Source organism: Thermostichus sp. MS-CIW-41, assembly GCF_054058915.1.
Window position 1 is genome coordinate 53,862 of record NZ_JBSSBO010000002.1, and the last position, 22,312, is coordinate 76,173.

Genomic DNA, 22,312 nt, shown 5'->3' on the forward strand with positions numbered 1-22,312 from the left:
CAGATTATTACATTATTAATTGTTGACTTGTAGAATGCAGAGCCGCACTTTCACATAACGTCTCGGCAAACAACGCCGCCGTTTTGCGAACTAGCTTCCGGTACTCGAATCGGGACGGCGCCATGGCGAAGGTGAATCCAAGAAGAAGGGCAAGCAGTCCCAGGGTTGCCGCTTGAATGCTCCCGATCTGAATTCGCGTCAGCTCGTTTTGTGCTTGGCGTCCTCTGCGACCGAGTTTGTACCCCGAGCCCGCAGCGATCACCGTGCATGCAAGCAGCGCGATGGCGATCAGTGCCACTGGTTGGTGATAGAGCAACTCGGTCGTCATTAAAAGCTCCCTGTCGCCTAACATGTGTTTCTGCAGCTAGATGACTGATAATCACCTAAGAAGCAGACTTTTCCATCGCCTAGTCCATCGCCTAGTGTAATGCTGCCCTAATTTGTCTGTATAGTCAACATTTTGAGCGATAATTACCTCCAAAGGGTTTTTATCTGGCTGAATGAGCATTAACACACCTATACCTAGACCCAGAAAGCTCCTGGAGCAAGTCAGCTAGAAATCGCAGGAGCCTCGCACTGTACTCATAAAGTCAGTGTCGGGAGGAATGTGCGACTTCACTTGCCTTGTGCTATAATAACATTGCGGGCACCAGAAACGGTTATTTAAGGCACTGGTAACGGTCGATTGGGGCTGCTGTAAACCAGCCTAGAGGTTCGGGCCTGTTTTGTTCTCTGGTAGAGCAGAGCAGGCCCAGGGCTACTAAAAGCCTACTCTGTATCGCTAAAGCGGTACGGAGTCGGGTAGTTTACTTGCCACACCTTCCGCCATAGTTTTGCCACTCATCTCCTGCAAAACGGCTACGACATCCGCACCGTCCAAGAATTGTTGGGCCACAAAGATGTCAAAACCACCATGATTTACACCCATGTGCTGAATAAAGGCGGGCGCGGGGTGAGAAGTCCATTGGATCCTTAGAAGGGGACGCTCTCTGGGGAAGGGATCCTCTTCCCCTTTACAGTACCTCAGCGATCATTGCGAATTATTACGACCCTGCCGCCATGCTCCCAGCAGGGATCCGTTTCTCTGGTAGAACGGGAAACAGACAATAGGGGATCCTGCCTATCGCGTCAGCGGGACGGAGTCCTTTCGCGTTAGCAGGACAGAATCCTTTCCCCGGTTTACCCAATTTTTGCATTGCACGACGGAGAGCGACCGCATGTTTACTCTGGTTAAGCCCATCACCCGCCACGTTACCCCTGCCGAGGTGGGGGATCGCCGCTTGATGAAGGTGGTGTATGTGGTGTTGGAGCCGCAATATCAGAGTGCCCTGACCGCAGCAGTGCAGCACATCAACGCCCACAACTCCAAGCTGGCGGTGGAGCTGTCCGGCTATCTGGTGGAGGAGCTGCGGGATCCCGCGGGCTATGAGGCTTTTCGGCGGGATCTGGAAACGGCCAATGTCTTTATCGGATCCCTGATTTTTATCGAAGACATTGCCCAGAAGGTGGTGCAGGCGGTAGAGCCCCTGCGGGAACGGCTGGATGCGGTGGTGGTGTTTCCCTCCATGCCGGAGGTGATGCGCCTGAACAAGATGGGATCCTTTTCCATGGCGCAGCTAGGCCAGTCCAAGAGCGCCATCGCCCAGTTTATGCGCAAGCGCCAGCAGGGATCCAACTTCCAGGAGGGGATGCTGAAGCTGCTGCAGACGCTGCCCAAGGTGCTGAAGTATCTGCCCTTCGACAAGGCGCAGGATGCCCGCAACTTCATGCTCAGCTTCCAGTACTGGCTGGGGGGATCCCGCGAGAACCTGGAGAACTTTTTGCTGATGCTGGCGGATCGCTACCTGCCGGGGATGCGGGATCAGGTGCAGTTTGCCGAGCCGGTCACCTACTTGGAGATGGGCATTTGGCACCCCTTGGCGCCGCAGATGTTTGCCAGTCTGGCGGAGTATTTGGATTGGTACAACGCCCGCGAGGATCTGCCGCAGGACGTGAAGGATCCCTTGGCTCCCTGCGTGGGATTGGTGCTGCAGCGCACCCACCTGGTGACGGGGGATGATGCCCACTATGTGGCCATGGTGCAAGAGCTGGAGTCGCGCGGGGCGCGAGTGGTGCCGGTGTTTGCCGGGGGTCTAGATTTCTCCAAGCCAGTGAACGAGTTTTTCTGGAACGCGCAGAAGACAGCGCCCATTGTGGATGTGGTCGTGTCGCTAACCGGGTTTGCCCTGGTGGGAGGGCCGGCGCGGCAGGATCACCCCAAGGCGGTGGAAGCGCTGCAACGGCTGAATCGCCCCTACATGGTGGCGCTGCCCTTGGTGTTTCAATCGACGGAGGAATGGGCTGCCAGCGACCTGGGGCTGCACCCGGTGCAGGTGGCTCTGCAGATTGCCATTCCCGAGCTGGACGGGGCCATCGATCCCATCATCCTCTCAGGGCGGGACGCGGCCACCGGCAAAGCTCACGCAATGCAGGATCGGATCGAGCTGATCGCGGCGCGGGCCATTAAATGGGCCAATTTGCGGCGCAAGCCCAAGCTGGAGAAGAAGATCGCCATCACCGTCTTCAGCTTCCCACCGGACAAAGGCAATGTGGGGACAGCAGCCTACTTGGATGTATTTGCCTCTATTCACCGGGTGATGCAGGCCCTGGCCCACAACGGCTATGACCTCGGCTCTGTTCGCGACAGCGGGACGGAGTCCTTGCTGCCCAAAACCCCGCAGGAGCTGATGGAGTCCATCCTGCACGATCCCCAGGCCCAGTACGCCAGCCCGGAGCTGAATGTGGCCGCCAAACTGTCGGTGCGGGAGTACGAGGCGCTGACACCCTACGTGAAAGCCATCGAGCAATACTGGGGGCCAGCGCCGGGGCACCTGAATACCGATGGGCAAAATCTGTTGATCTACGGCAAGCACTTTGGCAATGTGTTCATCGGGGTGCAGCCCACCTTCGGCTATGAAGGGGATCCCATGCGGCTGCTTTTTTCCAGGTCAGCCAGCCCCCACCACGGCTTTGCTGCCTACTACACCTACCTGGAGAAAGTTTGGGGGGCGGATGCGGTGCTGCACTTTGGCACCCATGGATCCCTGGAGTTTATGCCGGGCAAGCAGATCGGCATGTCAGGCGAGTGCTATCCGGATAATCTAATTGGATCCCTGCCCAACCTGTACTACTACGCCGCCAACAACCCCAGTGAGGCCACTATTGCCAAGCGGCGGGGCTACGCCTGCACCATCAGCTACCTGACGCCGCCGGCGGAAAACGCGGGCCTCTACAAGGGGCTGCAAGAGCTGCGGGAGATGATCGGCTCCTACCAAACCCTGCGGGAGGGGGCGCGGGGCATCGCCATCGTCAACGCCATCTGCGACAAGGCGCGGCTGGTGAACCTGGACAAGGATGTGGAGTTGCCCCAGGGGGACGCCGCCCAGTTGAGCTTGGAAGAGCGGGACAGGGTGGTGGGCAAGCTCTACGCCCAGCTGATGGAGATCGAGTCGCGGCTGTTGCCCTGTGGTCTGCACGTCATTGGAGCGCCCCCCACCGCCGAAGAGGCGATTGCCACCCTGGTGAGCATTGCCAGCATTGACCGCCCCGAAGAAGGGATCCTCGGCCTGCCCCGCATTCTCGCCCAAAGCCTGGGCCGGGATATCGATGAGATCTACCGCAACCGGGATCGAGGACACCTGGCGGATACGGAGCTGCTGGATCGCATCAACAAGGCCTGCCAGAAGGCGGTGGCGGCGCTGGTGCAGGAGCAGACCGATGCCCAGGGCCGGGTCGCGCGGGTGGCCAAGCTCAACTTTTTCAACATGGGCCGGCAAGCCCCCTGGTTGGCAGTCCTAAAAGAAGCGGGCTACCCCCAGGTGGATCCGGATCTTTTGAAGCCCTTGTTTGAGTTCCTGGAAGAGTGCCTCAAGCAAATTACCGCCGACCAAGAGCTGGGATCCCTGCTGCGGGCCTTGGAAGGGGAGTACATTTCGCCGGGGCCGGGGGGGGATCCCATCCGCAACCCCAATGTGTTGCCGACAGGGCGCAACATCCACGCTTTGGATCCCCAGTCCATCCCCACGGCAGCCGCCATCCAGTCGGCGGAGATGGTGGTGGAACGGCTGCTGGCTCGCGAGATGAGCAGTAACGGTGGCCGGTACCCGGAAACCATCTCGGTGGTGCTCTGGGGCACCGACAACATCAAGACCTACGGGGAGTCGCTGGCGCAGGTGCTGTGTTTGCTGGGGGTGCGACCCAAACCCGATGCCCTGGGGCGGGTGAACAAGGTGGAGTTAATCCCCTTAGAGGAACTGGGCCGTCCCCGCATTGATGTGGTGGTGAACTGCTCTGGGGTATTCCGGGATCTGTTTGTTAACCAGATGGACCTGATCGACCGGGCGGTGAAGCTGGCGGCCGCAGCGGTGGAGCCACCGGAGCTGAACTTCGTGCGCAAGCACGCCTTGCAGCAGGCAGAAGAGCTGGGGCTGACCCTGGAACAGGCGGCGACGCGGGTCTTTTCCAACGCTTCCGGATCCTACTCGGCCAACATCAACCTGGCGGTGGAAAACAGCTCTTGGGAAGATGAAAGCGAGCTGCGGGAGATGTACCTATCCCGCAAGTCCTTTGCATTTGGCTCGAATCTGCCTAACCAGCAGATGCGACAGCTCTTCGAGGCCAGCCTGAAAACGGTGGATGTGACCTTCCAGAACCTGGACTCCTCGGAGATCAGCTTGACGGATGTCAGCCACTACTTCGACGCGGATCCCACCAAGCTGGTGCAAAGCCTGCGCCCCGACGGCAAGGCCCCCTCGGCCTACATGGCAGATACCACCACCCCCAACGCCCAGATCCGCACCCTGAGCGAAACCATCCGTCTGGACGCCCGCACCAAGCTCCTCAACCCCAAGTGGTATGAGGGGATGCTCAAGCACGGCTACGAAGGGGTACGGGAGATCGCCAAGCGGTTGGTCAACACTTCGGGCTGGTCGGCCACGGCAGGCGCGGTGGACAACTGGATCTACGAGGAAACCAACGAGACTTTCATCAAGGACGAGGCGATGCGGCAGCGCTTGATGAACCTCAATCCCCACTCCTTCCGGCGCATTGTCGGATCCCTGCTGGAGGTGCATGGGCGTGGCTACTGGCAGACTTCCCAGGCCAATATCGAGCGTCTGCAGGAGCTGTACCAGGAAGTGGAAGACCGGATCGAGGGGGTGGAGTAGAGAGTTCTCCCTGTCCTAAGTTGGCCCGAACGGGCATCTCTACCCCTCTCTCTCCTGGGGAGGGGGGCAGGGTAGCTCTACCCCACCAGGTCAAGCCAGCGCAGGTAGCCCTCCACCAGTTGGGATCCGGCTAGAGCGGCTACCCCTCCGCCCATAGCCAAGTAGGGGCCGAAAGGGATGGGCTTTCCCAGGCGGGCCCGCCCCTTGGTCATGGCCAGCAAGCCAGCCAGCAGGCCAAACCCGGAACCCAAAAGAAGGGCCACCACCACCCCCTGCCAGCCCAACCACATGCCGATCAGGGCCAACAGCTTGCCATCTCCCCCGCCCATAGCCTCCCGCCCCAAGACCCAACGGGCCAAGAGGCCAATGCCCTCCAGCAGCCAGAGGCCCAGCACAGCTCCCGCAATCCCTTCCACCAGTGACAGGCCTGTAGCGGCCAGGGATCCGGATCCCTGGAGCCACGGCAGAGCCAGGCGGGCCAAAAGCCCCACCACCAGGCCTGAACGGGTCAGCTCCTCCGGCAGCAAAAAGGTATCCAGATCGATGAGCGCCAGGGCCAACAGCCAGCTCAACAAGATGCAGGTGAGGATCCCTTGGGCAGAAAACCCCAAAGCGCCGATGCTGAGGGCAAACAGGCCCATTGTCAACGCCTCAACGGCAGGGTAGCGCCAGCTAATCTGCGCTCCACAATGGCGGCAGCGACCGCGCAGCAACAACCAGCCTAGGATGGGAATGTTCTCCGTGGGGCCCAGCGGCGTCTTGCAGCTTGGACAATGGGATCCGGGATGGAGCAGAGAAAGACCCTGCGGCAGGCGATAGACCACCACGTTCAAGAAGCTGCCCACACAGGCCCCCAGCACCAGTACCAGCACCCAGGCCAACAGGCGCAGCTCCCAGATTCTGTTGGCGTCGGCGCTGCTCAGCCACATCATGCTCAGCCACATCATGTGAGCGTTGTGCAGTAGGGGAGAATCTCGAGCATGGCAGCCATTCCCATCGCGTCGGCAGGACGGAGTCCCTAAAGGCAGAAAAAGGAAGGATCTACTCTGTCAGCGTAGCTCCTTGTGCCTCACCGCAGCGGCTCCAATTGCTGCAGCGGAATAAAAGTTTCCTGGGGCAGCAGGATGGGGAACTCGGAAAAGATCAGATCCCCTCGCAGGGTACGGCGGTGAATAACTACCCCCCGCGGAGGTTGCTCCAGCACTTCCGGTCGATGCTGCAGATGAAATTGATAAATCTGGCGAGCCGCTTGAAGCAGAGCGCTGTCCATGAGCTGTTTTCCTTGCCAAATTCACAACTACCCTAACGACATTCCCATCGCGTCGGCGGGACGGAGTCTTTAGACCTTTTGGGATCCCCAAAGTTCTGTCTGCCATCCCTCAGACTTTTTTAGAACGGTTAAGGCTTCTGAAAAGCCGAGGATCCCATGAGCCGAACACCTGCTGCTTCCCAAAAGACAAGTCACCCGCCCCCGCCAGCCTAAACTTAGGATATCGCCGCCGAGGACTTATGGGTCACCTCCGCCCACTCAATTCTCGATGTCTGTCCAGGAATGGAGGCCATAGAGCACTCTGGAGTTGTCGGCAGCCAGCCTAAGACAGTTTGACGTCAGGGCTGGGGGAGATCAAATCTGGGCCGATGCTGTAGGAGGAGCCACGGTAACTGGGTTTGGGATTGAGCTTGTCTTGAAAGCGGGTGATGATCTGGATGGTGCGCTGCACATCTGCCGGAAAGATCACCACCAGGTCTCCAGGTTCGGCCTTTTCCAAAGCGGTTTCGATGGCAGTAGCCTCATCCAAGATTTCCTGCAGACGATCCCCTGCCTTTTCCTGTTCCCAACCCTGCCGGATTAGGGCGGCCACCTCGCCTGGTTCCCGTCCTCGCCGGTCATCATCTTCTTTGACGATGGCCCGGTCGAACATGCGCGCTGCCAAGACTCCCAGCTCTCGTAGGTCGCTGTTGCGCCGATCCCCAGGCCCGCCGATAACCCCAATTTTTCGTTGGCAATCCCAGCGCTCCAGGGTACTTTGAATGGCTTCGTAACCTGCTGGGTTGTGGGCATAGTCCACCAACACCTGGTAGCCCCCTACATCAAACAAGTTGAGGCGACCGGGGGTCTGGGCTACAGAACTGGTGAAGGTGCCCAGCGCCATGCGGATGTCGTCGATGGAAACCCCGTGCAGGAAGGCTGCCAAAGTAGCGGCCAGCACATTTTGGATCATGAAGCTGGCCTTGCCGGAGAGGGTGAGGGGAATGTTGCTGACATCTTCGATGCGCAGTTTCCAGCCCCGTTTCAAAATTGAGATGTGGCCCTCTTCATAAACAGCCGCCGTGCCCCCGGAAGCAATGTGCTTTTGAATGAGGGGATTTTCCGGGTTCATGCTGAAATAGGCCACTGTCGCTTTGACATTGGCGGCCATGGCGGCCACCAGACCATCATCGGCATTCAAGACAGCGTAGCCCCGCTCGTGTACCGCTTCCACCAAGACGGATTTGACGCGGGCCATGTCTTCTAGGGTTTCGATATCCCCCAACCCCAGGTGATCTGAGGTTACGTTGAGCACCACGCCAATATCGCATTCCGGAAACCCCAGCCCCTCTCGCAAAATGCCGCCTCGCGCCGTTTCCAGCACCGCCACTTCTACGGTGGGATCCCTGAGCACCAGGCGGGCGCTGTGGGGGCCGGTCATGTCTCCCTTGGCAATTTGATGGTTTTGGATGTAAACGCCGTCGGTGGTGGTGAAGCCGACCCGCTTGCCGATGCCTTTGAGGATGTGGGCGATCAGGCGGGTGGTGGTGGTTTTGCCGTTGGTGCCGGTGACGGCCAGGATGGGGATGCGGGTGTGGCTGCCGGGGGGAAAGAGCATGTCGATGATGGGCTCAGCCACATTGCGCGGGATCCCTTCGCTGGGGGCCAGGTGCATGCGCAAACCCGGAGAAGCGTTCACCTCGACAATGCCGCCCCCGGTTTCGTTGACGGGCTGGGCAATGTCCGGGCAGATGAGGTCAATACCCGCCACATCCAGGCCGATGATCTGAGCTGCCCGTTCGGCAATGAAGGCGTTGTAGGGATGGATGATATCGGTGCAATCGACGGCGATGCCGCCGGTGCTCAGGTTGGCGGTGGATTTGAGGGTGCAATGTTCTCCTTTGGGCAGCACCGTATCCAGGGTGTAGCCTTTGCTTTCGAGGATACGCAGGGTCATGTCATCAACGCTAATTTGGGTCAGCACGTTTTCGTGGCCAAACCCCCGCCGCGGATCCCTGTTGACTTCGTCGATCAGCTCTTGAATGGTGGAGCGGCCATCTCCCACCACATAGGCTGGGATCCGCTTGGCCACAGCCACCAGCTTGTTGTTGATCACCAGCAGTCGGTAGTCATCCCCCACCAGGTGCTTTTCCACCAACACCACATCGGAGTATTGGCTGGCGGCATCGTAGGCGATCTCGGCGGCTTCCAGGCTGGTGATGTTGACGGTGATGCCCTTGCCGTGGTTCGCGTTAAGGGGCTTGATCACCACCGGAAAGCCCCCGATATCCTCGATGGTGGCTGCCAACTCGCTGCGGCGACGCACCGTATAGCCCTTGGGCACCGGGATCCCCATGTCCTGCAGCAGTTCTTTGGTGGCCCGCTTGTCGGCGGCCAGGTCGGCGGCAATGATGCTGGTTTTTTCAGTGGTGGTGGCTTCGATGCGCTTTTGGTAGACGCCGTACCCCAGTTGCACCAGGGATCCCTTGTTGAGGCGCAGATAGGGGATCCCGCGCAGGGCGGCCTCGTCCAGCAAAGCTTGGGTGCTGGGGCCGAAGCGGACGTTCTCTCGGATCTCTCGCAACTCTTGAATGTCCAGTTCTAGGTCGCGGCGGTAGTCTTCTCCGTCCACCAAAGCCTGACAGAGGTAGACTGCAGCTTTGGCCGCAAAGCGCCCGGCCTCTGCCTCCTGATACTCGAACACCACGTTGTAGGTGCCGGGGGTGGAGGTTTCGCGGGTGCGGCCAAAATCCACTTTCATGCCGGCCAGGGTCTGCAGCTCCAAGGCCACATGCTCCACCACATGGCCCATGAGGGTGCCCTCTTCCACCCGTTGCAAGAATCCCCCATAGCAGCCGCGGGAGCACTGGTGTTCCCACAGTCCCGGCAACAGGGCCTCCAACCTTTCTTTGAAACCCGGGATGGTGTTGGTGGGTCGCTCCTGCAAGTCTTCCAGATCAAGCCGCATTTGAATCAGCTTATGACGACGGATGCTCCAGTAGTTGGGGCCACTGAGAACGCGGATGGATCGGATGCGCATAGGGTCTAGGGGAAACAGCGGGGAAGGGGACAGATAACTTAGGGTCGTTTTAGGGTCGTTTTCAGGATGCCGGCGCAGGAAACTGCCAAGGACTACATCCCGCTGGCGCGACCAGCCCTAATCTACACTCCCTTTGCCAAGGTCGAGAAAGAGTATCCTTTAATACAATTCTTTCGGCAGGCGAGCAAGGTTAAGACAACGCAATGGATCCCGCTTGACCACATCGGTACAGTGGGGGGCAGACGGGTCTGCGGCACATGGAAAGAACCTATCTGCTGGGGTTGGGCTGGATCTTGGGCCTGCTGGTGCGGGCTTGGCCCCAGGCTGCCGGGTGGGGCTGGGGAATCCTGCTGGGATTGGGGCTGGCGGGATCCCTGCTGTGCCGGCGGCAACCGCGTCTGGCCCGCACTTGGCTGGCGATGGGTCTGGTGGGGTGTCTGGCTTGGAATTACCTGGGTTGGCGGCAGCCTTTTCCCGGGCCGACGGATATCAGCCTGTTGGCCCCCCAGCAGCAGATGAACTTGGTGGGCACCGTCCTCTCGGAACCTCGTCCCACCCGCAGCGAACGGCGGCAATTTTGGCTGAGAGCAGAGCAGGTGCTCAACGCCGACTCCACGGCCCGCCAGGTCAGCGGCAAGCTCTACGTCACCACCGGCCCTGAGGCCCTCCAGGACAAGGATCTCCACCCCAACCAACGGGTGCGCCTGACGGGATCCCTGTACCTTCCCAGTCCGGCCTTGAACCCAGGCAGCTTTGATTTTCAAGCCTACCTGCAGCGCCAGGGGGCTTTTGCCGGCTTCAGCGCTCGCGAGGTGATCCTGCAGCCGGGGGGAAGAGGTTGGGGGGGCTGGGTGTTGCGGCGGCGGGTGCGAGAGGCGTTCGTTGCTGGATTGGGGGAGCGGCAGGGGAATCTGTTGGCTTCCTTGGTGCTGGGATCCCGGGCCGCCCAATTGGATTTCGACTTGCAGGATGCCTTCCGGGAAATCGGCATGGCCCATGCGCTGGCCGCCTCTGGGTTCCATGTGTCGCTGTTGGTGGGGGTGGTGTTTGTCCTAACACGGCGGTTGGCGGTGCGCCTGCAGCAGGGGAGCATCCTGGCGGTGCTGGGGCTTTATACCGCCCTCACGGGGTTCAGCCCTTCGGTGTTGCGGGCAGCACTGATGGGGGCAGCAGCCATGGTGGTGCTGACGGAGCCGCGCCTGGAAGGAAAGGTGAAGCTCAATCCCCTGGGGACGCTACTGGTGGCGGCAGTTTTGCTCTTAATCTACGAGCCGCTGTGGATTACAGACCTGGAGTTTCAGCTCAGCTTTGCCGCCACCCTGGGCCTGCTGGTCGGAACAGCCCCAATTGTTTCCCGGCTGGACTTTTTGCCTCCGGCTGTGGCCACCGCCTTGGCCGTTCCGCTGGCAGCCCAGATCTGGACCTTGCCGCTGCAAGTGGCCATCTTTGGCCGCATCCCCACCTACTCGCTGCTGGCCAACCCGCTGCTGCTGATTCTGCTAGTGCCGCTGCTGGTGGCGGGGTTCGGGGTGGCGTTTGGGGCTTTGCTCTGGCCGGGGCTGGGATCCCTGCTGGCCCGGCCCTTGACGTTTTTGATCATGCCTTTAATCAACTGGGTGAACTGGATGGCCAGCTGGCCTCTGAGTTCCTACTACACAGGCCGGGTCTCCCTGCTCCAGTGCCTGCTCCTCTACGGGGCGCTGGTGGCCCTAACCTTTTGGCCGCGGTGGCGACAGGCCTTCCGCTGGCAGGGCACAGCCCTGATCATGGCCGCCATCCTCCTGGGTCCAAGGATGTGGCCGGGGCCGCCGGTCCAAATTACCGCCTTGGCCAGTGGACGAATTCCCATCCTGGCCATTCAAGCGGAAGGGCGCCACCTCTTGCTCAACAGCGGGGATCCCCGTTTGGCAGAACGCACAGTAGTGCCCTTTTTGCGGCAGCGGGGCCTGCGCCGTCTGGACGGGGCGGTGGCCATGACCTCTGTCGGCTCTGCCAATGGCGGCTGGGAGATCCTGCTGTCGGCTTTCTCCAAAGGAGTACGTCCCGCCAACGCGATTGGGCAATTCTGGGATGGGGGAGGGGCTAATGCGGCTTCCGAAAGTTACCTGCGCTCCCTCAGTGCTGTGCAAGCTGCCGGGATCCCCTATCAGGTGCTGCAGCCAGGCGATCGGATGCCTTTCTCGGATCGGCTGCGGCTGCAAGCTGTCTACACCAATCCCCTGGTGTTGACACTGGAGGCTGAGGGATCCCATTGGCTGCTGCTGGGCTCTGCCGGCACCCATGTGCAAGCCGAGCTAACCGGATCCCCACTGATGCCGGCCCAGATCGACTGGCTGTGGTGGGACGGGGGATCCCTGATTCTGGATCTGTTGGAGCGCTTTCAGGTGCAGGCGGGCATCAGCTCTGGCCCTGTCAGCGAGGCAGCGGCCACCTGGTTTCGGCAAAAACAACGGCCCCTCTACGTAGCCGATCGGTCTGGAGCGGTAAGCTGGTCGCGACGGGGAGTGCAAACCCTGAGGGCGCAATTGGAGTAGGGCCGGTTTCCAGACCAGGCAGCTTTCTCAGCAGCCTCCCAGTTATCCTGTTTTTGCAACTACGAGCCTCAATCGTTCTCAAGCGTTAATTATTGATTCATGACTGCCTTATGAGCATAGCTGCCAATTAGGCTAAGAATAGCCTCAAGAGGTTTTGCAGCGGGTGATCCATGTCCAAGGCAGAGATGGCGCTGAGCTTTCTGGCCCAGATTCCTCCCGGCTATCTCAACCTGATGGGGTATGTGGACGAGTCGGAAGTGAATGGGCCGGGCTGCCGTGCGGTGGTGTGGGTGCAGGGCTGCTTGCGGGAGTGCCCAGGCTGTTTCAACCCGGCTTCCTGGCCGTTTGTCATCCATCAACTGGTGAGCGTGACCGACCTAGCAGCCCAAATCCTAAGCAACCCCAAAAATCAAGGGGTAACCTTCTCCGGCGGGGAACCCTTCTGGCAGGCTCCTGCCCTGGCCAGCTTGGCGCGGCTTCTCAAGGCCAAAGGGCTGACAGTGATGTCTTTTACCGGCTTTACCCTAGAACAGTTGCACTCCCCCCAAGCTCCTCCCGGCGCCCAGGAGCTGCTGCAAGAGCTGGATATTTTAGTGGACGGCCCCTATCTCCAATCTCAGGCCATTCACTCCCCCCACTCGCTGGTCTCTTCCCGCAACCAGCGGGTGCACGTCTTCAACCCCGCCTTGCAAAACCAGCTTAATTGGGCCAGTGACCAGGTGGAAATTCATATCCTCAAAGATGGAACCCGCATCGTTACCGGCTACGGCAGCCAGTTTCTCCTCGACGAGGCAGGCTCTTGAACTGCAGTGATCCTTTATCCTACACCTGCAGCGGTTCCCTGAGACAAGCGGGCAGTTGCCAGCACATCTCCAGCCAGTTTTTTAGCTCTTCCGGTTGGCCCATGAGGCTCATTTCCACCAGCAAAATGGCGGCCCGGTCGGCGGCGCCTTTGGATCCGAGACGAATTAGGGCAGACAGGCTCTCTTCCCGCCAGCAGATGGATACCCCCTGCCGGATCAAGGCCTGGGCGGCAGCGGGAATGCACGAGGGTGGCACCTGGATGTCTCGCCGCTCGTAGTCGACAGTAGGTAGCATGAACGGCAACCCAAATCTTTATTATGTTTTAATCTTCTTCCCTTTTCGCTTGTCTGTCACGGGTCTTTGCAAAGTATGAAGTAATCTTTTGTAAACTTTGTAGAGTTCTCGACATCGTTGAGAACAGTGGGCGAGCAAGCGCGGGATCTCTCGCGGGATCCCTGGAGAAAACTTAAAAGATAGCGGCGATTTCTCAGCCTCATTTCCCCACAGCCGCGAGAATGGCTGCATGCGCAGGAGATGGGGAGATGCGAGCAGAAGGTTGGGAAAGGCGAGTTGGTCGCTGGTTGCCCAAGGCCACCCTTGCCGGAGCCGTGTTGATCCTAGTGGCGATGGGCAGGCCGCTGCGACTGGTGGGCAACGGAGAAAATATGGTGGTGTTCACCTGGGGAGGGGGGGTGAGCCCGATGGCTTTGCAGCCAGGTCTGCATTGGGTGCCGCCTTTTGTCTCTCGCACGGTGATTTTTGATGTAAAAACCCAAGCTCTGACATGGAAAGACAACGACCCGACCGCCTACGCACCGCGGCTGGTGGCCCTTTCTCAGGATGGGCAGCAGATTGCGGCTGAGGCGACGCTGCAGTTTCGCATTGTGGACGCCCCCAAGGTCTATACGCAACTGGGGGAAAATTACCTGGATCGCATCGCTCCCATTGTTCGGTCGGTCATTCTGAATGAGACCAGCGGCTTTTCTGCCCAGGCTCTGTATTCCACGGAGCGCCCGCTGCTCCAGGGCCAAATCCGCGAACGGGTGGCTCTTCTGCTGAAGGAATACGGCATCGAGGTTTTGGATTTTCTGCTGCGGGATGTGGATTTCGATCCTGATTTTGTAGCGGCCATTGAGGCAAAGACCATTGCCGAAAATCAACTGGCGCAAAAGCAATTTGAGATCGAGCAGGCCCGCCAAGATGCCCGCGCCATCATTTCTCAAGCGGAGGCAGAAGCCGGTCAATTGAGAGCCAAAGCACAGGCCCTCACCCAAAATCCGCAGTATCTAGAGGTGGTCAAAGCCGCGGTACTGGGATCCCGTCTGGAAACTTTGATCACCAAATAGATAACTCAATTAGGAAATCAATCCTTTTAGCCTGTCCCCAATTTCCTCAGCTCTTCTCACCGACCCTAAAACGGGAGCAGCCGCCATGTATCCAACAGGAGAAGCACCCCACAGCAGAGCCGGTTGGCTGACCGCGGGAGGGATCGCCGTCTTGGCGGCCCTGGGAGTGCTCCGCGCTTGCCTGTACGTCACTTTGCCCGGACATGCCACTGTAGTGTTCAATACCTTTTCCGGGCTGCAAAAGGGGCGGGTAGAATTGCCGGGGGTCATCTTCCGGATTCCAGGGATCGAAACGCCGATCACCTACACCGTGCTCACCCGCGTTTGGGAGTTTACCAACGACCCCGCCTCGGCCAATGCCATCAGCAACGCCATCACCGTGAACACCGCCGATGGGCAAGCCTTTGCCATCGATGTAGCCATTGCCCTCAAGCCCAACCTCGCCACTTTGGATGAGCTGCACGCCAGCATCGGCGAGAACTATCTTTCCACGGTGGTGGTGCCGGTGGTGCGCTCCAAAATCCGGGATATCTCCGCCTCTTTCAATTCGGAAGACTTTTACCGGAAAAGCCAGCGGGCTGCCATCGAACAACGAGCGCTGGACTTGATTCGCCAAGAGATGCCTACTGTCAACCGCGATGGCCAAACCCTGCCTCTGGTGCAGGTGGAGGGCCTGTTTCTGGGCAACCCCGATTTCCCACAAGCCTTAAGAGACTCGATTGAACGCAAACAGGTGGCCTCGATTACAGCACAAACGGCGGCAGTGCGGGCGCAAATTCAGGAAAAAGAGACCGAGCGGCTGCTGATCTTGGCGGCGGCCAACCAGCGGGCCATTGAGCTGAAAGGACAAGCGGCAGCGCAGAACGCGCAACTGGCGGATCTGCTGTTCTACGAGAAGCTGCAAGAGCGCATCCAAAACCCGACGGGCTCGCTGCCCCGTTTGCGCATCATCCGCGTCGAGGGAGATGCCACCGTGTTTCTCAATGTGGATCCCCATCAGGCAGCCCTGCAAAGAGGGCAGTAGGTTCAGCGAAGTTGCGGAGTACAGTCTTAAAAACCTGGGTGTAGAGTGTGTCTAGATACGAGGGCTGAGGGATGCCGTTTGAGTTTGTTGGCATCCTACCGCCAAGTGTTTGGACTGGGATCCCCTGTGGGGTTGCGCCGAATCCGGCTGAGGGGGAAAGCTCGTACTCGATGCAAGACTAGATTTTGGCCGCCATGAACTCCCGCCTGACTCACACCCCCTTTCCCCGTCTAAACCCGAAGCTGGCGGAGGCGGATCATGTTTTGGTGGTGGACGATCAGGCCAGCAGCCGCCTCTACATCGGTGAGCTGTTGCGGTCAGCCCACTTCCGTGTGAGCGAGGCCACCAACGGCGAAGAGGCTTTGGAGGCTGTGGAGCGGCTTCGGCCAGACTTGGTGCTGTTGGATGTGCTGATGCCGAACATGAGCGGGTTCGATGTCTGCCGGCAACTGAAGGCCAATGAGCTGACCCGCCTGATCCCCGTTGTGCTGATTACAGCCCTGACCGACCGCTCCAATCGCCTGATGGGGATGCAGGTGGGGGCCGACGACATTTTGACCAAGCCCTTCGATCACGTGGAGCTGCTGGCGCGGGTACGCTCATCCATCCACCAAAAGCGCTTGAACGAAGATCTGGATCACGCCGCCAAGGTGTTGTTTGCCATTGCCCGCGCCGTGGAAAGTCGGGATCCCATCACGGGTGACCATTGCGAACGCTTGGTGGCCATGGGGGAACAGTTTGGTCGTTACTTGGGGCTGTCTCGTCAACAGATCAAGGCCCTGCGCTGGGGCGGCTACCTGCACGACATCGGCAAAGTCGGGATCCCGGATGCGATTTTGTGCAAGCAGGGCAAGCATACCCCGGAAGAATGGGAGATCATGAAATCCCACGTCTTGATTGGCGAAGACATTTGTCGGGGCTTGCGCACCATGCAGGATGTGCTGCCGATCATCCGCCACCACCACGAGCGTTGGGATGGCAGCGGCTACCCGGATGGGCTGGCAGGCGAAGAGATTCCCCTGTTGGCCCGCGTCTTTCAGGTGATCGACATCTTCGACGCTCTGATCTCCCCTCGCCCCTACAAACCGGCCCTGACCGCCGAACAGGCCCTGGAAGTGCTGCGGGAGGAAACCCGCAAGGGCTGGCGGGATCCGAACTTGGTGCGCGAGTTTTGTGACTTTATGTTTGTTACGGCCTTTAATTTGCTGGAGGCGGGATAGGGGCTAGGGTTCCGGGCCAGTCTGGAGAGGCGGCTTTTGGGGTTTGGGCGACGACAATTACTCCGGCCACCGGGATCCCGGCAGCGGCCAATACCTGCTGGGCGGCTTGCACAGTAGAGCCGGTGGTGTAGATGTCATCCACCAGCAACACCGGTGTGGCCGGAACTTGTTTCAGGGCAAAGGCCCCGGCCAAGTTGTGCTGTCGTTGCAGCGGGTTGAGCTCATGTTGAGCCGCTGTGGCCCGCACCCGCACCAGAGCCTCAGGCCAATGTCTCAGACCTGTCCGCTGGCAAAAGGCTTGGCTGATCAAGGCGGCTTGGTTGTAGCCCCGTTGCCGCAGGCGCTCCGCATGAAGCGGGATGGGCACCACCGTATAGTCCAAGCCATAGGCCCTACGGGAGCCTGAAGACGGCTGTCGGCTTTCCACCCAGCGGGATCCGAGCCATTCTCCCAAAACCGAGCCAATGCGCCGTTGTCCTTCGTACTTCAGGCAATAGATGGCCCTGCGCAGCGCCCCCCGGTGGATCCCCCAGGCGTAAAGTGGCCAAGGCGAGGTGGTGACTGGCCAAGTGGCAAGGCGCTCCGCCTGCAACCGCCTTTGACAGTCTTGACAGAACACGGCCTTGGCAGGGCGCCGGCAAAGCGGACATGGAGGCACAATCCACCAATCTAACCAGCCCATCGTCTGCTAGGGATCCTTTCTGGTGTGCAGAGTCTCCTAAAAAGCTGAGGCAAGGGGGGAACGAGGCCGAAATTCAGACTCGGCCAGGCTAACAGCCCAGCAGTCCATCCCCAAGTTGACGCTGGGATCCCGCCTTGCTAGGATTCAATATCGCCGGATAATTCAACCGGATAATTTAAAATTTAAGCCGTGACCTTCTCTGCCAGCCCATGCCCACCATTCAGCAACTGATCCGTGAGGAGCGCAGCGTTGCCGCTCGCAAAACCAAGTCCCCTGCCCTGAAGGCTTGTCCACAGCGGCGGGGGGTTTGCACCCGAGTGTACACGACAACGCCCAAAAAGCCCAACTCGGCCCTGAGAAAAGTGGCTCGCGTTCGCCTCACTTCCGGCTTTGAGGTCACTGCCTACATTCCTGGCATCGGCCACAACCTGCAGGAGCACTCTGTGGTCATGATTCGCGGTGGGCGGGTTAAGGATTTGCCCGGCGTGCGTTACCACATTATCCGGGGCACCCTCGACGCTGCAGGGGTCAAAGACCGCAAACAAGGCCGCTCCAAATACGGGGCGAAACGGCCCAAGCCGGGCCAAGCTCCAGCCGCCGCTGGCAAGAAAAAATAGCTTTGCCCTCACCCTCAACCCTCCATATCCCACTCGTCATCTTTCTTTCTGCCATCCCCATCTGAACAAGCAACCCAGCTCCTATGTCTCGCCGCAACCGTGCCCCTCGTCGTGATGTGCCCCCGGATCCCAAGTATGGGAGCCGTCTGGTTACCATGCTGATCCGCAAGTTGATGATGAGGGGTAAGGCATCCCTGGCTGCCAGGATCCTCTATGAAGCTCTGGACATTGTGCGGGAGCGCACCGGCCAAGACCCACTGCCCTTGCTGGAAAATGCTGTTCGCAACGCCACCCCACTGGTGGAGGTGAAAGCCCGCCGGGTGGGCGGAGCCACTTATCAGGTGCCTGTGGAGGTGAGAGGAGAACGGGGCACTTCCCTAGCGCTGCGCTGGTTGGTGACCTTTTCGCGCACTCGTCCAGGTCGCACCATGGCCGCCAAGTTGGCCAATGAGCTGATCGATGCAGCCAACGAAACCGGCAGCGCCATTCGACGGCGGGAAGAGGTGCATCGCATGGCCGAGGCCAACAAAGCCTTTGCCCACTACCGCTACTGAACTAGCCTGGCGGAGCAGTGGAGACTTTTGGGATCCCTGTTCTGCCCAGCCCGAGTTCCAGCGAGGTGGAGAAAAATCGGCAAAAAAGATTAGAATTGTAAAGGATTTTTTAGTTTGCCCAAGTCGCAGGGCGACGAGGATTGGGAGGTTGACGTGGCACGCACAGTTCCCCTAGAACGAGTCCGAAACATCGGCATCGCGGCTCACATCGATGCTGGCAAGACCACGACCACAGAGCGGATTCTCTTCTACTCCGGTCTGGTGCACAAAATTGGCGAAGTTCACGACGGAACTGCGGTCACCGATTGGATGGCCCAGGAGCGGGAGCGGGGCATCACCATCACCGCTGCGGCCATCACCACCCGTTGGACTAAGCGGGATCCCGCAAATCCTTCCCAGCCCCTCTCCGGCGCACCGGAGTACACCATCAACATCATCGATACTCCTGGGCACGTCGATTTCACCATTGAAGTTGAGCGCTCCATGCGGGTGCTGGATGGGGTGATCGCCGTCTTTGACTCGGTGGGCGGCGTGCAGCCTCAGTCTGAGACCGTCTGGCGGCAAGCCAATCGTTACAATGTGCCCCGCATTGCCTTCGTCAACAAAATGGATCGCATGGGGGCCAATTTCCTCAAGGTTTACAACCAGATCCGGGAGCGCCTCAAGGCCAATGCTGTGCCCATCCAACTGCCCATCGGTGCCGAAGACGGGTTTTGCGGCATTGTTGACTTGGTGCGGATGCAAGCCCGCATTTATATGGATGAGATCGGCAAAGACATTCGTCCGGCCCCCATCCCTGAGGAGATGAAAGATCTCGTGGCAGAGTATCGGGCCAAGCTGGTGGAAGCAGTGGCCGAGACGGACGAAGCTCTGATGGAAAAGTACTTCGCCGAAGAAGATCTGAGCGAAGCCGACTTGATGGCGGGTCTGCGCAAAGGCACGATCAGCGGCCAAATTGTGCCCATGCTGTGTGGCTCTGCCTTCAAGAACAAGGGAGTCCAGATGCTGCTGGATGCAGTGGTGGATTACCTGCCCTCGCCTGTGGATATTCCGGCCATCAAGGGGGTGCTGCCAGATGGCTCAGAAGTGTCCCGCCGTGCCAGCGACGATGAGCCCTTCTCCGCCCTGGCCTTCAAGTTGATGAGTGATAAGTACGGGGATCTCACCTTTATTCGCGTCTACTCGGGGGTGTTGACCAAAGGTACTTATGTGCTCAACTCCACCAAGAACAAGAAGGAGCGAATTTCGCGGTTGGTGGTGCTGAAGGCCGATGAACGCTTGGACGTGGATGAGCTGCGGGCAGGAGATCTGGGAGCTGTGGTGGGCCTCAAGGACACCACTACTGGGGACACCCTCTGCGACGAAAATGCGCCGGTGATCCTGGAGTCACTGTTCATCCCAGAGCCGGTGATCTCAGTGGCTGTAGAACCCAAAACCAAAGCCGATATCGATAAGCTCTCCAAGGCCCTGCAGGCCCTGGCCAAGGAGGATCCCACCTTCCGCGTGTCTGTGGATCCCGAGACCAATCAAACCATCATCTCTGGGATGGGCGAGCTGCACCTGGAGATCTTGGTGGATCGGATGCTGCGGGAGTTCAACGTAGAAGCCAATGTTGGTAACCCACAGGTGGCCTACCGCGAAACCATTCGCAAGCCGGTCAGCCGCGTGGAAGGCAAGTTTGTTCGCCAGAGCGGTGGCCGTGGCCAGTACGGCCATGTGGTGATCGACCTAGAGCCGGCGGAGCCGGGTACAGGGTTTGAGTTCGTTTCCAAAATTGTGGGTGGCGTTGTGCCCAAGGAATACATTGGGCCGGCTGAGCAAGGGATCCGAGAAGCCTGCGAATCCGGTGTGCTGGCGGGCTATCCCCTGATTGACATCCGCGCCACCCTGGTGGATGGCTCCTACCACGAGGTGGACTCCAGCGAAATGGCCTTCAAGATCGCCGGTTCGATGGCTCTGAAGGAGGCCGCTCGCAGGGCAAGCCCTACCCTGCTGGAGCCGATGATGAAGGTCGAGGTGGAAGTCCCTGAAGCCTTTGTGGGGGATGTCATCGGGGACATCAACGCCCGCCGCGGCCAGATGGAGGGGATGAATACAGAAGGCGGCATTACCAAAGTCAATGCCAAAGTTCCCTTGGCGGAGATGTTTGGCTATGCCACCGACATTCGCTCCAAGACCCAGGGTCGAGGCACCTTCACGATGGAGTTCAGCCACTACGAGGAAGTTCCTCGCAGTATCGCCGAAGCCATCATTGCCAAAAACAAAGGAAATGAGTAGCTGACTGAAACCAAAAAGGAAGTGATGATTCATGGCACGCGCTAAGTTTGAACGCACCAAACCCCATGTCAACGTTGGCACCATCGGCCATGTTGACCACGGCAAGACCACCCTGACGGCTGCCATCACCACCACCTTGGCTGCTTTGGGTCAGGCCACAGCCAAAAGGTACGATGAGATTGACGCAGCGCCAGAGGAAAAAGCTCGCGGCATTACCATCAACACCGCCCACGTCGAGTATCAGACTGCCAACCGTCACTACGCCCACGTGGATTGTCCCGGCCACGCCGACTACGTGAAGAACATGATCACAGGCGCGGCTCAGATGGATGGGGCCATCTTGGTGGTGTCTGCAGCTGATGGTCCCATGCCCCAAACACGGGAGCACATCCTGTTGGCCCGTCAGGTAGGGGTGCCCAGCTTGGTGGTCTTTCTGAACAAGGCAGACATGGTGGACGATCCAGAGCTGCTGGAGTTGGTGGAGCTGGAAGTGCGGGAGCTTCTCTCCAAATACGACTTCCCCGGCGACGACATCCCCATCATTAGAGGATCGGCGCTGAAAGCCCTAGAAAGAATGACCGCCAACCCCAAAACCCAGCGGGGCGAAGATCCTTGGGTGGACAAAATCTATGAGCTGATGGATGCGGTAGACTCCTACATTCCCACGCCGGAGCGGGATGTGGACAAGCCCTTCCTGATGGCCGTGGAGGATGTCTTCTCGATTACCGGTCGGGGTACGGTGGCCACGGGCCGGATCGAGCGGGGTCGCATCAAGGTGGGCGAAACGGTGGAACTGGTGGGCCTGCGAGAAACTCGCTCTACCACCGTTACCGGCCTGGAGATGTTCCAGAAAACCCTCGATGAGGGGATCGCCGGCGACAACGTTGGTGTGCTGTTGCGGGGCATTCAGAAGAACGAAGTGGAGCGCGGCATGGTGCTGGCCAAGCCCAAGACCATTACTCCTCACACCAGCTTCGAGTCTGAGGTGTATGTCCTCAAGAAAGAGGAAGGAGGTCGCCACACGCCGTTCTTCGCCGGCTATCGTCCCCAATTCTACGTGCGCACCACCGATGTAACCGGCACCATCTCTTCCTTCACGGCTGATGACGGATCCCAGCCAGAGATGGTGATGCCTGGTGACCGCGTTAAGATGACGGTGGAGCTGATCCAGCCCATCGCCATTGAGCAGGGGATGCGCTTTGCTATCCGCGAGGGTGGCCGTACTGTCGGAGCGGGTGTTGTCTCCAAGATCCTGAAGTAAGCTGCTTTTTCTCGGCAGGGATTGAGTGCTGGCGGCCCCAGACCAACTCGGTCGCAACAGTGGTGCGGAGCACTTTCCCTGCTGACCTTTTCGAGTCCACCGTTCTCTGGATTGCTCTCCGGCCATGCCTGCCTTGACTCAACAGAAAATTCGTATCCGCCTGAAGGCTTACGATCATCGGCTGCTGGATACTTCCTGCGACAAAATTGTGGATACGGCTCGTCGTACCGACGCCGTGCCGGTTGGCCCGATTCCTTTGCCTACGCGGCGCAGAATCTACTGTGTGCTGCGCTCCCCCCACACCGACAAGGACTCGCGGGAACATTTTGAAACCCGCACCCACCGGCGCATTATCGACATCTATTCCCCCTCTTCCAAAACCATCGATGCTCTCATGAAGCTGGATCTGCCGGCAGGAGTAGATATTGAGGTGAAGCTGTGATGGATCTGCAGGGATCCCTCTCCTTCCCAGTTGTTGCGTAGAGCTTGGATGAGGGCAG

The 22,312-nt window shown here is 59.3% G+C and carries 17 protein-coding genes and 1 pseudogene; 12 read left to right on the forward strand and 6 right to left on the reverse strand.

The window, feature by feature from the left end; translation table 11 throughout:
• Positions 1-7 precede the first annotated feature (7 nt).
• Positions 8-328, reverse strand: a complete 321-nt coding sequence (locus ACVWXE_RS01195) for a hypothetical protein (RefSeq protein ID WP_457466771.1) — start codon at positions 326-328, stop codon at positions 8-10.
• Between the two features lie 480 nt (positions 329-808).
• On the opposite strand from ACVWXE_RS01195, the pseudogene ACVWXE_RS01200 reads away from it, so the two are divergent.
• Positions 809-976, forward strand: a pseudogene (locus ACVWXE_RS01200) (tyrosine-type recombinase/integrase); the annotation flags it as partial.
• Positions 977-1,217: 241 nt separating this feature from the next.
• Positions 1,218-5,204: a magnesium chelatase subunit H gene (locus tag ACVWXE_RS01205; RefSeq protein ID WP_457489382.1), complete on the forward strand. Its 3,987-nt coding sequence runs from the start codon at positions 1,218-1,220 to the stop codon at positions 5,202-5,204.
• A 77-nt stretch (positions 5,205-5,281) separates the two neighbouring features.
• On the opposite strand, the gene ACVWXE_RS01210 is transcribed toward ACVWXE_RS01205, so the two are convergent.
• The 3 genes from ACVWXE_RS01210 to cphA all read right to left on the reverse strand — a co-directional run bounded on the left by ACVWXE_RS01210 (position 5,282) and on the right by cphA (position 9,493).
• Positions 5,282-6,148, reverse strand: a complete 867-nt coding sequence (locus ACVWXE_RS01210) for a prepilin peptidase (protein WP_457489410.1) — start codon at positions 6,146-6,148, stop codon at positions 5,282-5,284.
• A 125-nt stretch (positions 6,149-6,273) separates the two neighbouring features.
• A complete protein-coding gene (locus tag ACVWXE_RS01215; RefSeq protein ID WP_414330572.1) occupies positions 6,274-6,474 on the reverse strand; it encodes a hypothetical protein in 201 nt (66 codons plus the stop codon).
• Between the two features lie 322 nt (positions 6,475-6,796).
• Complete coding sequence (gene cphA, locus ACVWXE_RS01220) at positions 6,797-9,493, reverse strand: cyanophycin synthetase (RefSeq protein ID WP_457489383.1); 2,697 nt, start codon at positions 9,491-9,493, stop codon at positions 6,797-6,799.
• A 257-nt stretch (positions 9,494-9,750) separates the two neighbouring features.
• Between cphA and ACVWXE_RS01225 the strand changes: the two genes are divergently transcribed.
• Positions 9,751-12,027, forward strand: coding sequence for a ComEC/Rec2 family competence protein (locus tag ACVWXE_RS01225; protein WP_457489384.1), 2,277 nt, complete (start codon positions 9,751-9,753; stop codon positions 12,025-12,027).
• A 170-nt stretch (positions 12,028-12,197) separates the two neighbouring features.
• A complete protein-coding gene (locus ACVWXE_RS01230) occupies positions 12,198-12,830 on the forward strand; it encodes a 4Fe-4S single cluster domain-containing protein (protein ID WP_414330282.1) in 633 nt (210 codons plus the stop codon).
• Positions 12,831-12,849: 19 nt separating this feature from the next.
• On the opposite strand, the gene ACVWXE_RS01235 is transcribed toward ACVWXE_RS01230, so the two are convergent.
• Positions 12,850-13,125 carry a hypothetical protein gene (locus tag ACVWXE_RS01235; RefSeq protein WP_414330279.1) on the reverse strand — a complete coding sequence of 92 codons (276 nt, stop codon included), beginning with the start codon at positions 13,123-13,125 and terminating at the stop codon, positions 12,850-12,852.
• Between the two features lie 248 nt (positions 13,126-13,373).
• On the opposite strand from ACVWXE_RS01235, the gene ACVWXE_RS01240 reads away from it, so the two are divergent.
• From ACVWXE_RS01240 to ACVWXE_RS01250, 3 genes are all read left to right on the forward strand, one after another.
• On the forward strand, positions 13,374-14,177 hold the full coding sequence (locus tag ACVWXE_RS01240) for a prohibitin family protein (RefSeq protein WP_414343102.1): 804 nt from the start codon (positions 13,374-13,376) through the stop codon (positions 14,175-14,177).
• An 85-nt stretch (positions 14,178-14,262) separates the two neighbouring features.
• Entirely contained in the window at positions 14,263-15,201 is a 939-nt protein-coding gene (locus ACVWXE_RS01245; protein WP_457489385.1) for a prohibitin family protein, read from the forward strand.
• A 194-nt stretch (positions 15,202-15,395) separates the two neighbouring features.
• Positions 15,396-16,421, forward strand: a complete 1,026-nt coding sequence (locus tag ACVWXE_RS01250; protein WP_457489386.1) for an HD-GYP domain-containing protein — start codon at positions 15,396-15,398, stop codon at positions 16,419-16,421.
• Here ACVWXE_RS01250 and ACVWXE_RS01255 read toward each other — a convergent pair.
• On the reverse strand, positions 16,399-17,103 hold the full coding sequence (locus ACVWXE_RS01255; protein ID WP_457489387.1) for a ComF family protein: 705 nt from the start codon (positions 17,101-17,103) through the stop codon (positions 16,399-16,401). The genes ACVWXE_RS01250 and ACVWXE_RS01255 overlap by 23 nt on opposite strands.
• Before the next feature lie 209 nt (positions 17,104-17,312).
• Between ACVWXE_RS01255 and rpsL the strand changes: the two genes are divergently transcribed.
• From rpsL to rpsJ, 5 genes are all read left to right on the forward strand, one after another.
• The gene (gene rpsL / locus ACVWXE_RS01260; protein ID WP_011432553.1) at positions 17,313-17,720 is read left to right on the forward strand and encodes a 30S ribosomal protein S12; all 408 of its coding nucleotides are present in this window, start codon (positions 17,313-17,315) and stop codon (positions 17,718-17,720) included.
• 83 nt (positions 17,721-17,803) lie between these two features.
• The gene (gene rpsG / locus ACVWXE_RS01265; protein ID WP_011432554.1) at positions 17,804-18,274 is read left to right on the forward strand and encodes a 30S ribosomal protein S7; all 471 of its coding nucleotides are present in this window, start codon (positions 17,804-17,806) and stop codon (positions 18,272-18,274) included.
• A 153-nt stretch (positions 18,275-18,427) separates the two neighbouring features.
• The gene (fusA, locus tag ACVWXE_RS01270; protein WP_011432555.1) at positions 18,428-20,551 is read left to right on the forward strand and encodes an elongation factor G; all 2,124 of its coding nucleotides are present in this window, start codon (positions 18,428-18,430) and stop codon (positions 20,549-20,551) included.
• 31 nt (positions 20,552-20,582) lie between these two features.
• Positions 20,583-21,812 (forward strand): elongation factor Tu, encoded by a 1,230-nt coding sequence (gene tuf, locus ACVWXE_RS01275; protein WP_457489388.1) that lies wholly within the window; start codon positions 20,583-20,585, stop codon positions 21,810-21,812.
• A gap of 124 nt (positions 21,813-21,936) precedes the next feature.
• Entirely contained in the window at positions 21,937-22,254 is a 318-nt protein-coding gene (gene rpsJ / locus ACVWXE_RS01280; protein WP_457489389.1) for a 30S ribosomal protein S10, read from the forward strand.
• The last annotated feature ends 58 nt before the right edge of the window (positions 22,255-22,312 follow it).

Excerpts from the sequence above, each read along its gene's own strand:
- ACVWXE_RS01195 (WP_457466771.1), bottom strand. The coding sequence starts at position 328 with ATGACGACCGAGTTGCTCTATCACCAACCAGTGGCACTGATCGCCATC.
- ACVWXE_RS01205 (WP_457489382.1), top strand. The coding sequence starts at position 1,218 with ATGTTTACTCTGGTTAAGCCCATCACCCGCCACGTTACCCCTGCCGAG.
- ACVWXE_RS01210 (WP_457489410.1), bottom strand. The coding sequence starts at position 6,148 with ATGTGGCTGAGCATGATGTGGCTGAGCAGCGCCGACGCCAACAGAATC.
- ACVWXE_RS01215 (WP_414330572.1), bottom strand. The coding sequence starts at position 6,474 with ATGGACAGCGCTCTGCTTCAAGCGGCTCGCCAGATTTATCAATTTCAT.
- cphA (WP_457489383.1), bottom strand. The coding sequence starts at position 9,493 with ATGCGCATCCGATCCATCCGCGTTCTCAGTGGCCCCAACTACTGGAGC.
- ACVWXE_RS01225 (WP_457489384.1), top strand. The coding sequence starts at position 9,751 with ATGGAAAGAACCTATCTGCTGGGGTTGGGCTGGATCTTGGGCCTGCTG.
- ACVWXE_RS01230 (WP_414330282.1), top strand. The coding sequence starts at position 12,198 with ATGTCCAAGGCAGAGATGGCGCTGAGCTTTCTGGCCCAGATTCCTCCC.
- ACVWXE_RS01235 (WP_414330279.1), bottom strand. The coding sequence starts at position 13,125 with ATGCTACCTACTGTCGACTACGAGCGGCGAGACATCCAGGTGCCACCC.
- ACVWXE_RS01240 (WP_414343102.1), top strand. The coding sequence starts at position 13,374 with ATGCGAGCAGAAGGTTGGGAAAGGCGAGTTGGTCGCTGGTTGCCCAAG.
- ACVWXE_RS01245 (WP_457489385.1), top strand. The coding sequence starts at position 14,263 with ATGTATCCAACAGGAGAAGCACCCCACAGCAGAGCCGGTTGGCTGACC.
- ACVWXE_RS01250 (WP_457489386.1), top strand. The coding sequence starts at position 15,396 with ATGAACTCCCGCCTGACTCACACCCCCTTTCCCCGTCTAAACCCGAAG.
- ACVWXE_RS01255 (WP_457489387.1), bottom strand. The coding sequence starts at position 17,103 with ATGGGCTGGTTAGATTGGTGGATTGTGCCTCCATGTCCGCTTTGCCGG.
- rpsL (WP_011432553.1), top strand. The coding sequence starts at position 17,313 with ATGCCCACCATTCAGCAACTGATCCGTGAGGAGCGCAGCGTTGCCGCT.
- rpsG (WP_011432554.1), top strand. The coding sequence starts at position 17,804 with ATGTCTCGCCGCAACCGTGCCCCTCGTCGTGATGTGCCCCCGGATCCC.
- tuf (WP_457489388.1), top strand. The coding sequence starts at position 20,583 with ATGGCACGCGCTAAGTTTGAACGCACCAAACCCCATGTCAACGTTGGC.
- rpsJ (WP_457489389.1), top strand. The coding sequence starts at position 21,937 with ATGCCTGCCTTGACTCAACAGAAAATTCGTATCCGCCTGAAGGCTTAC.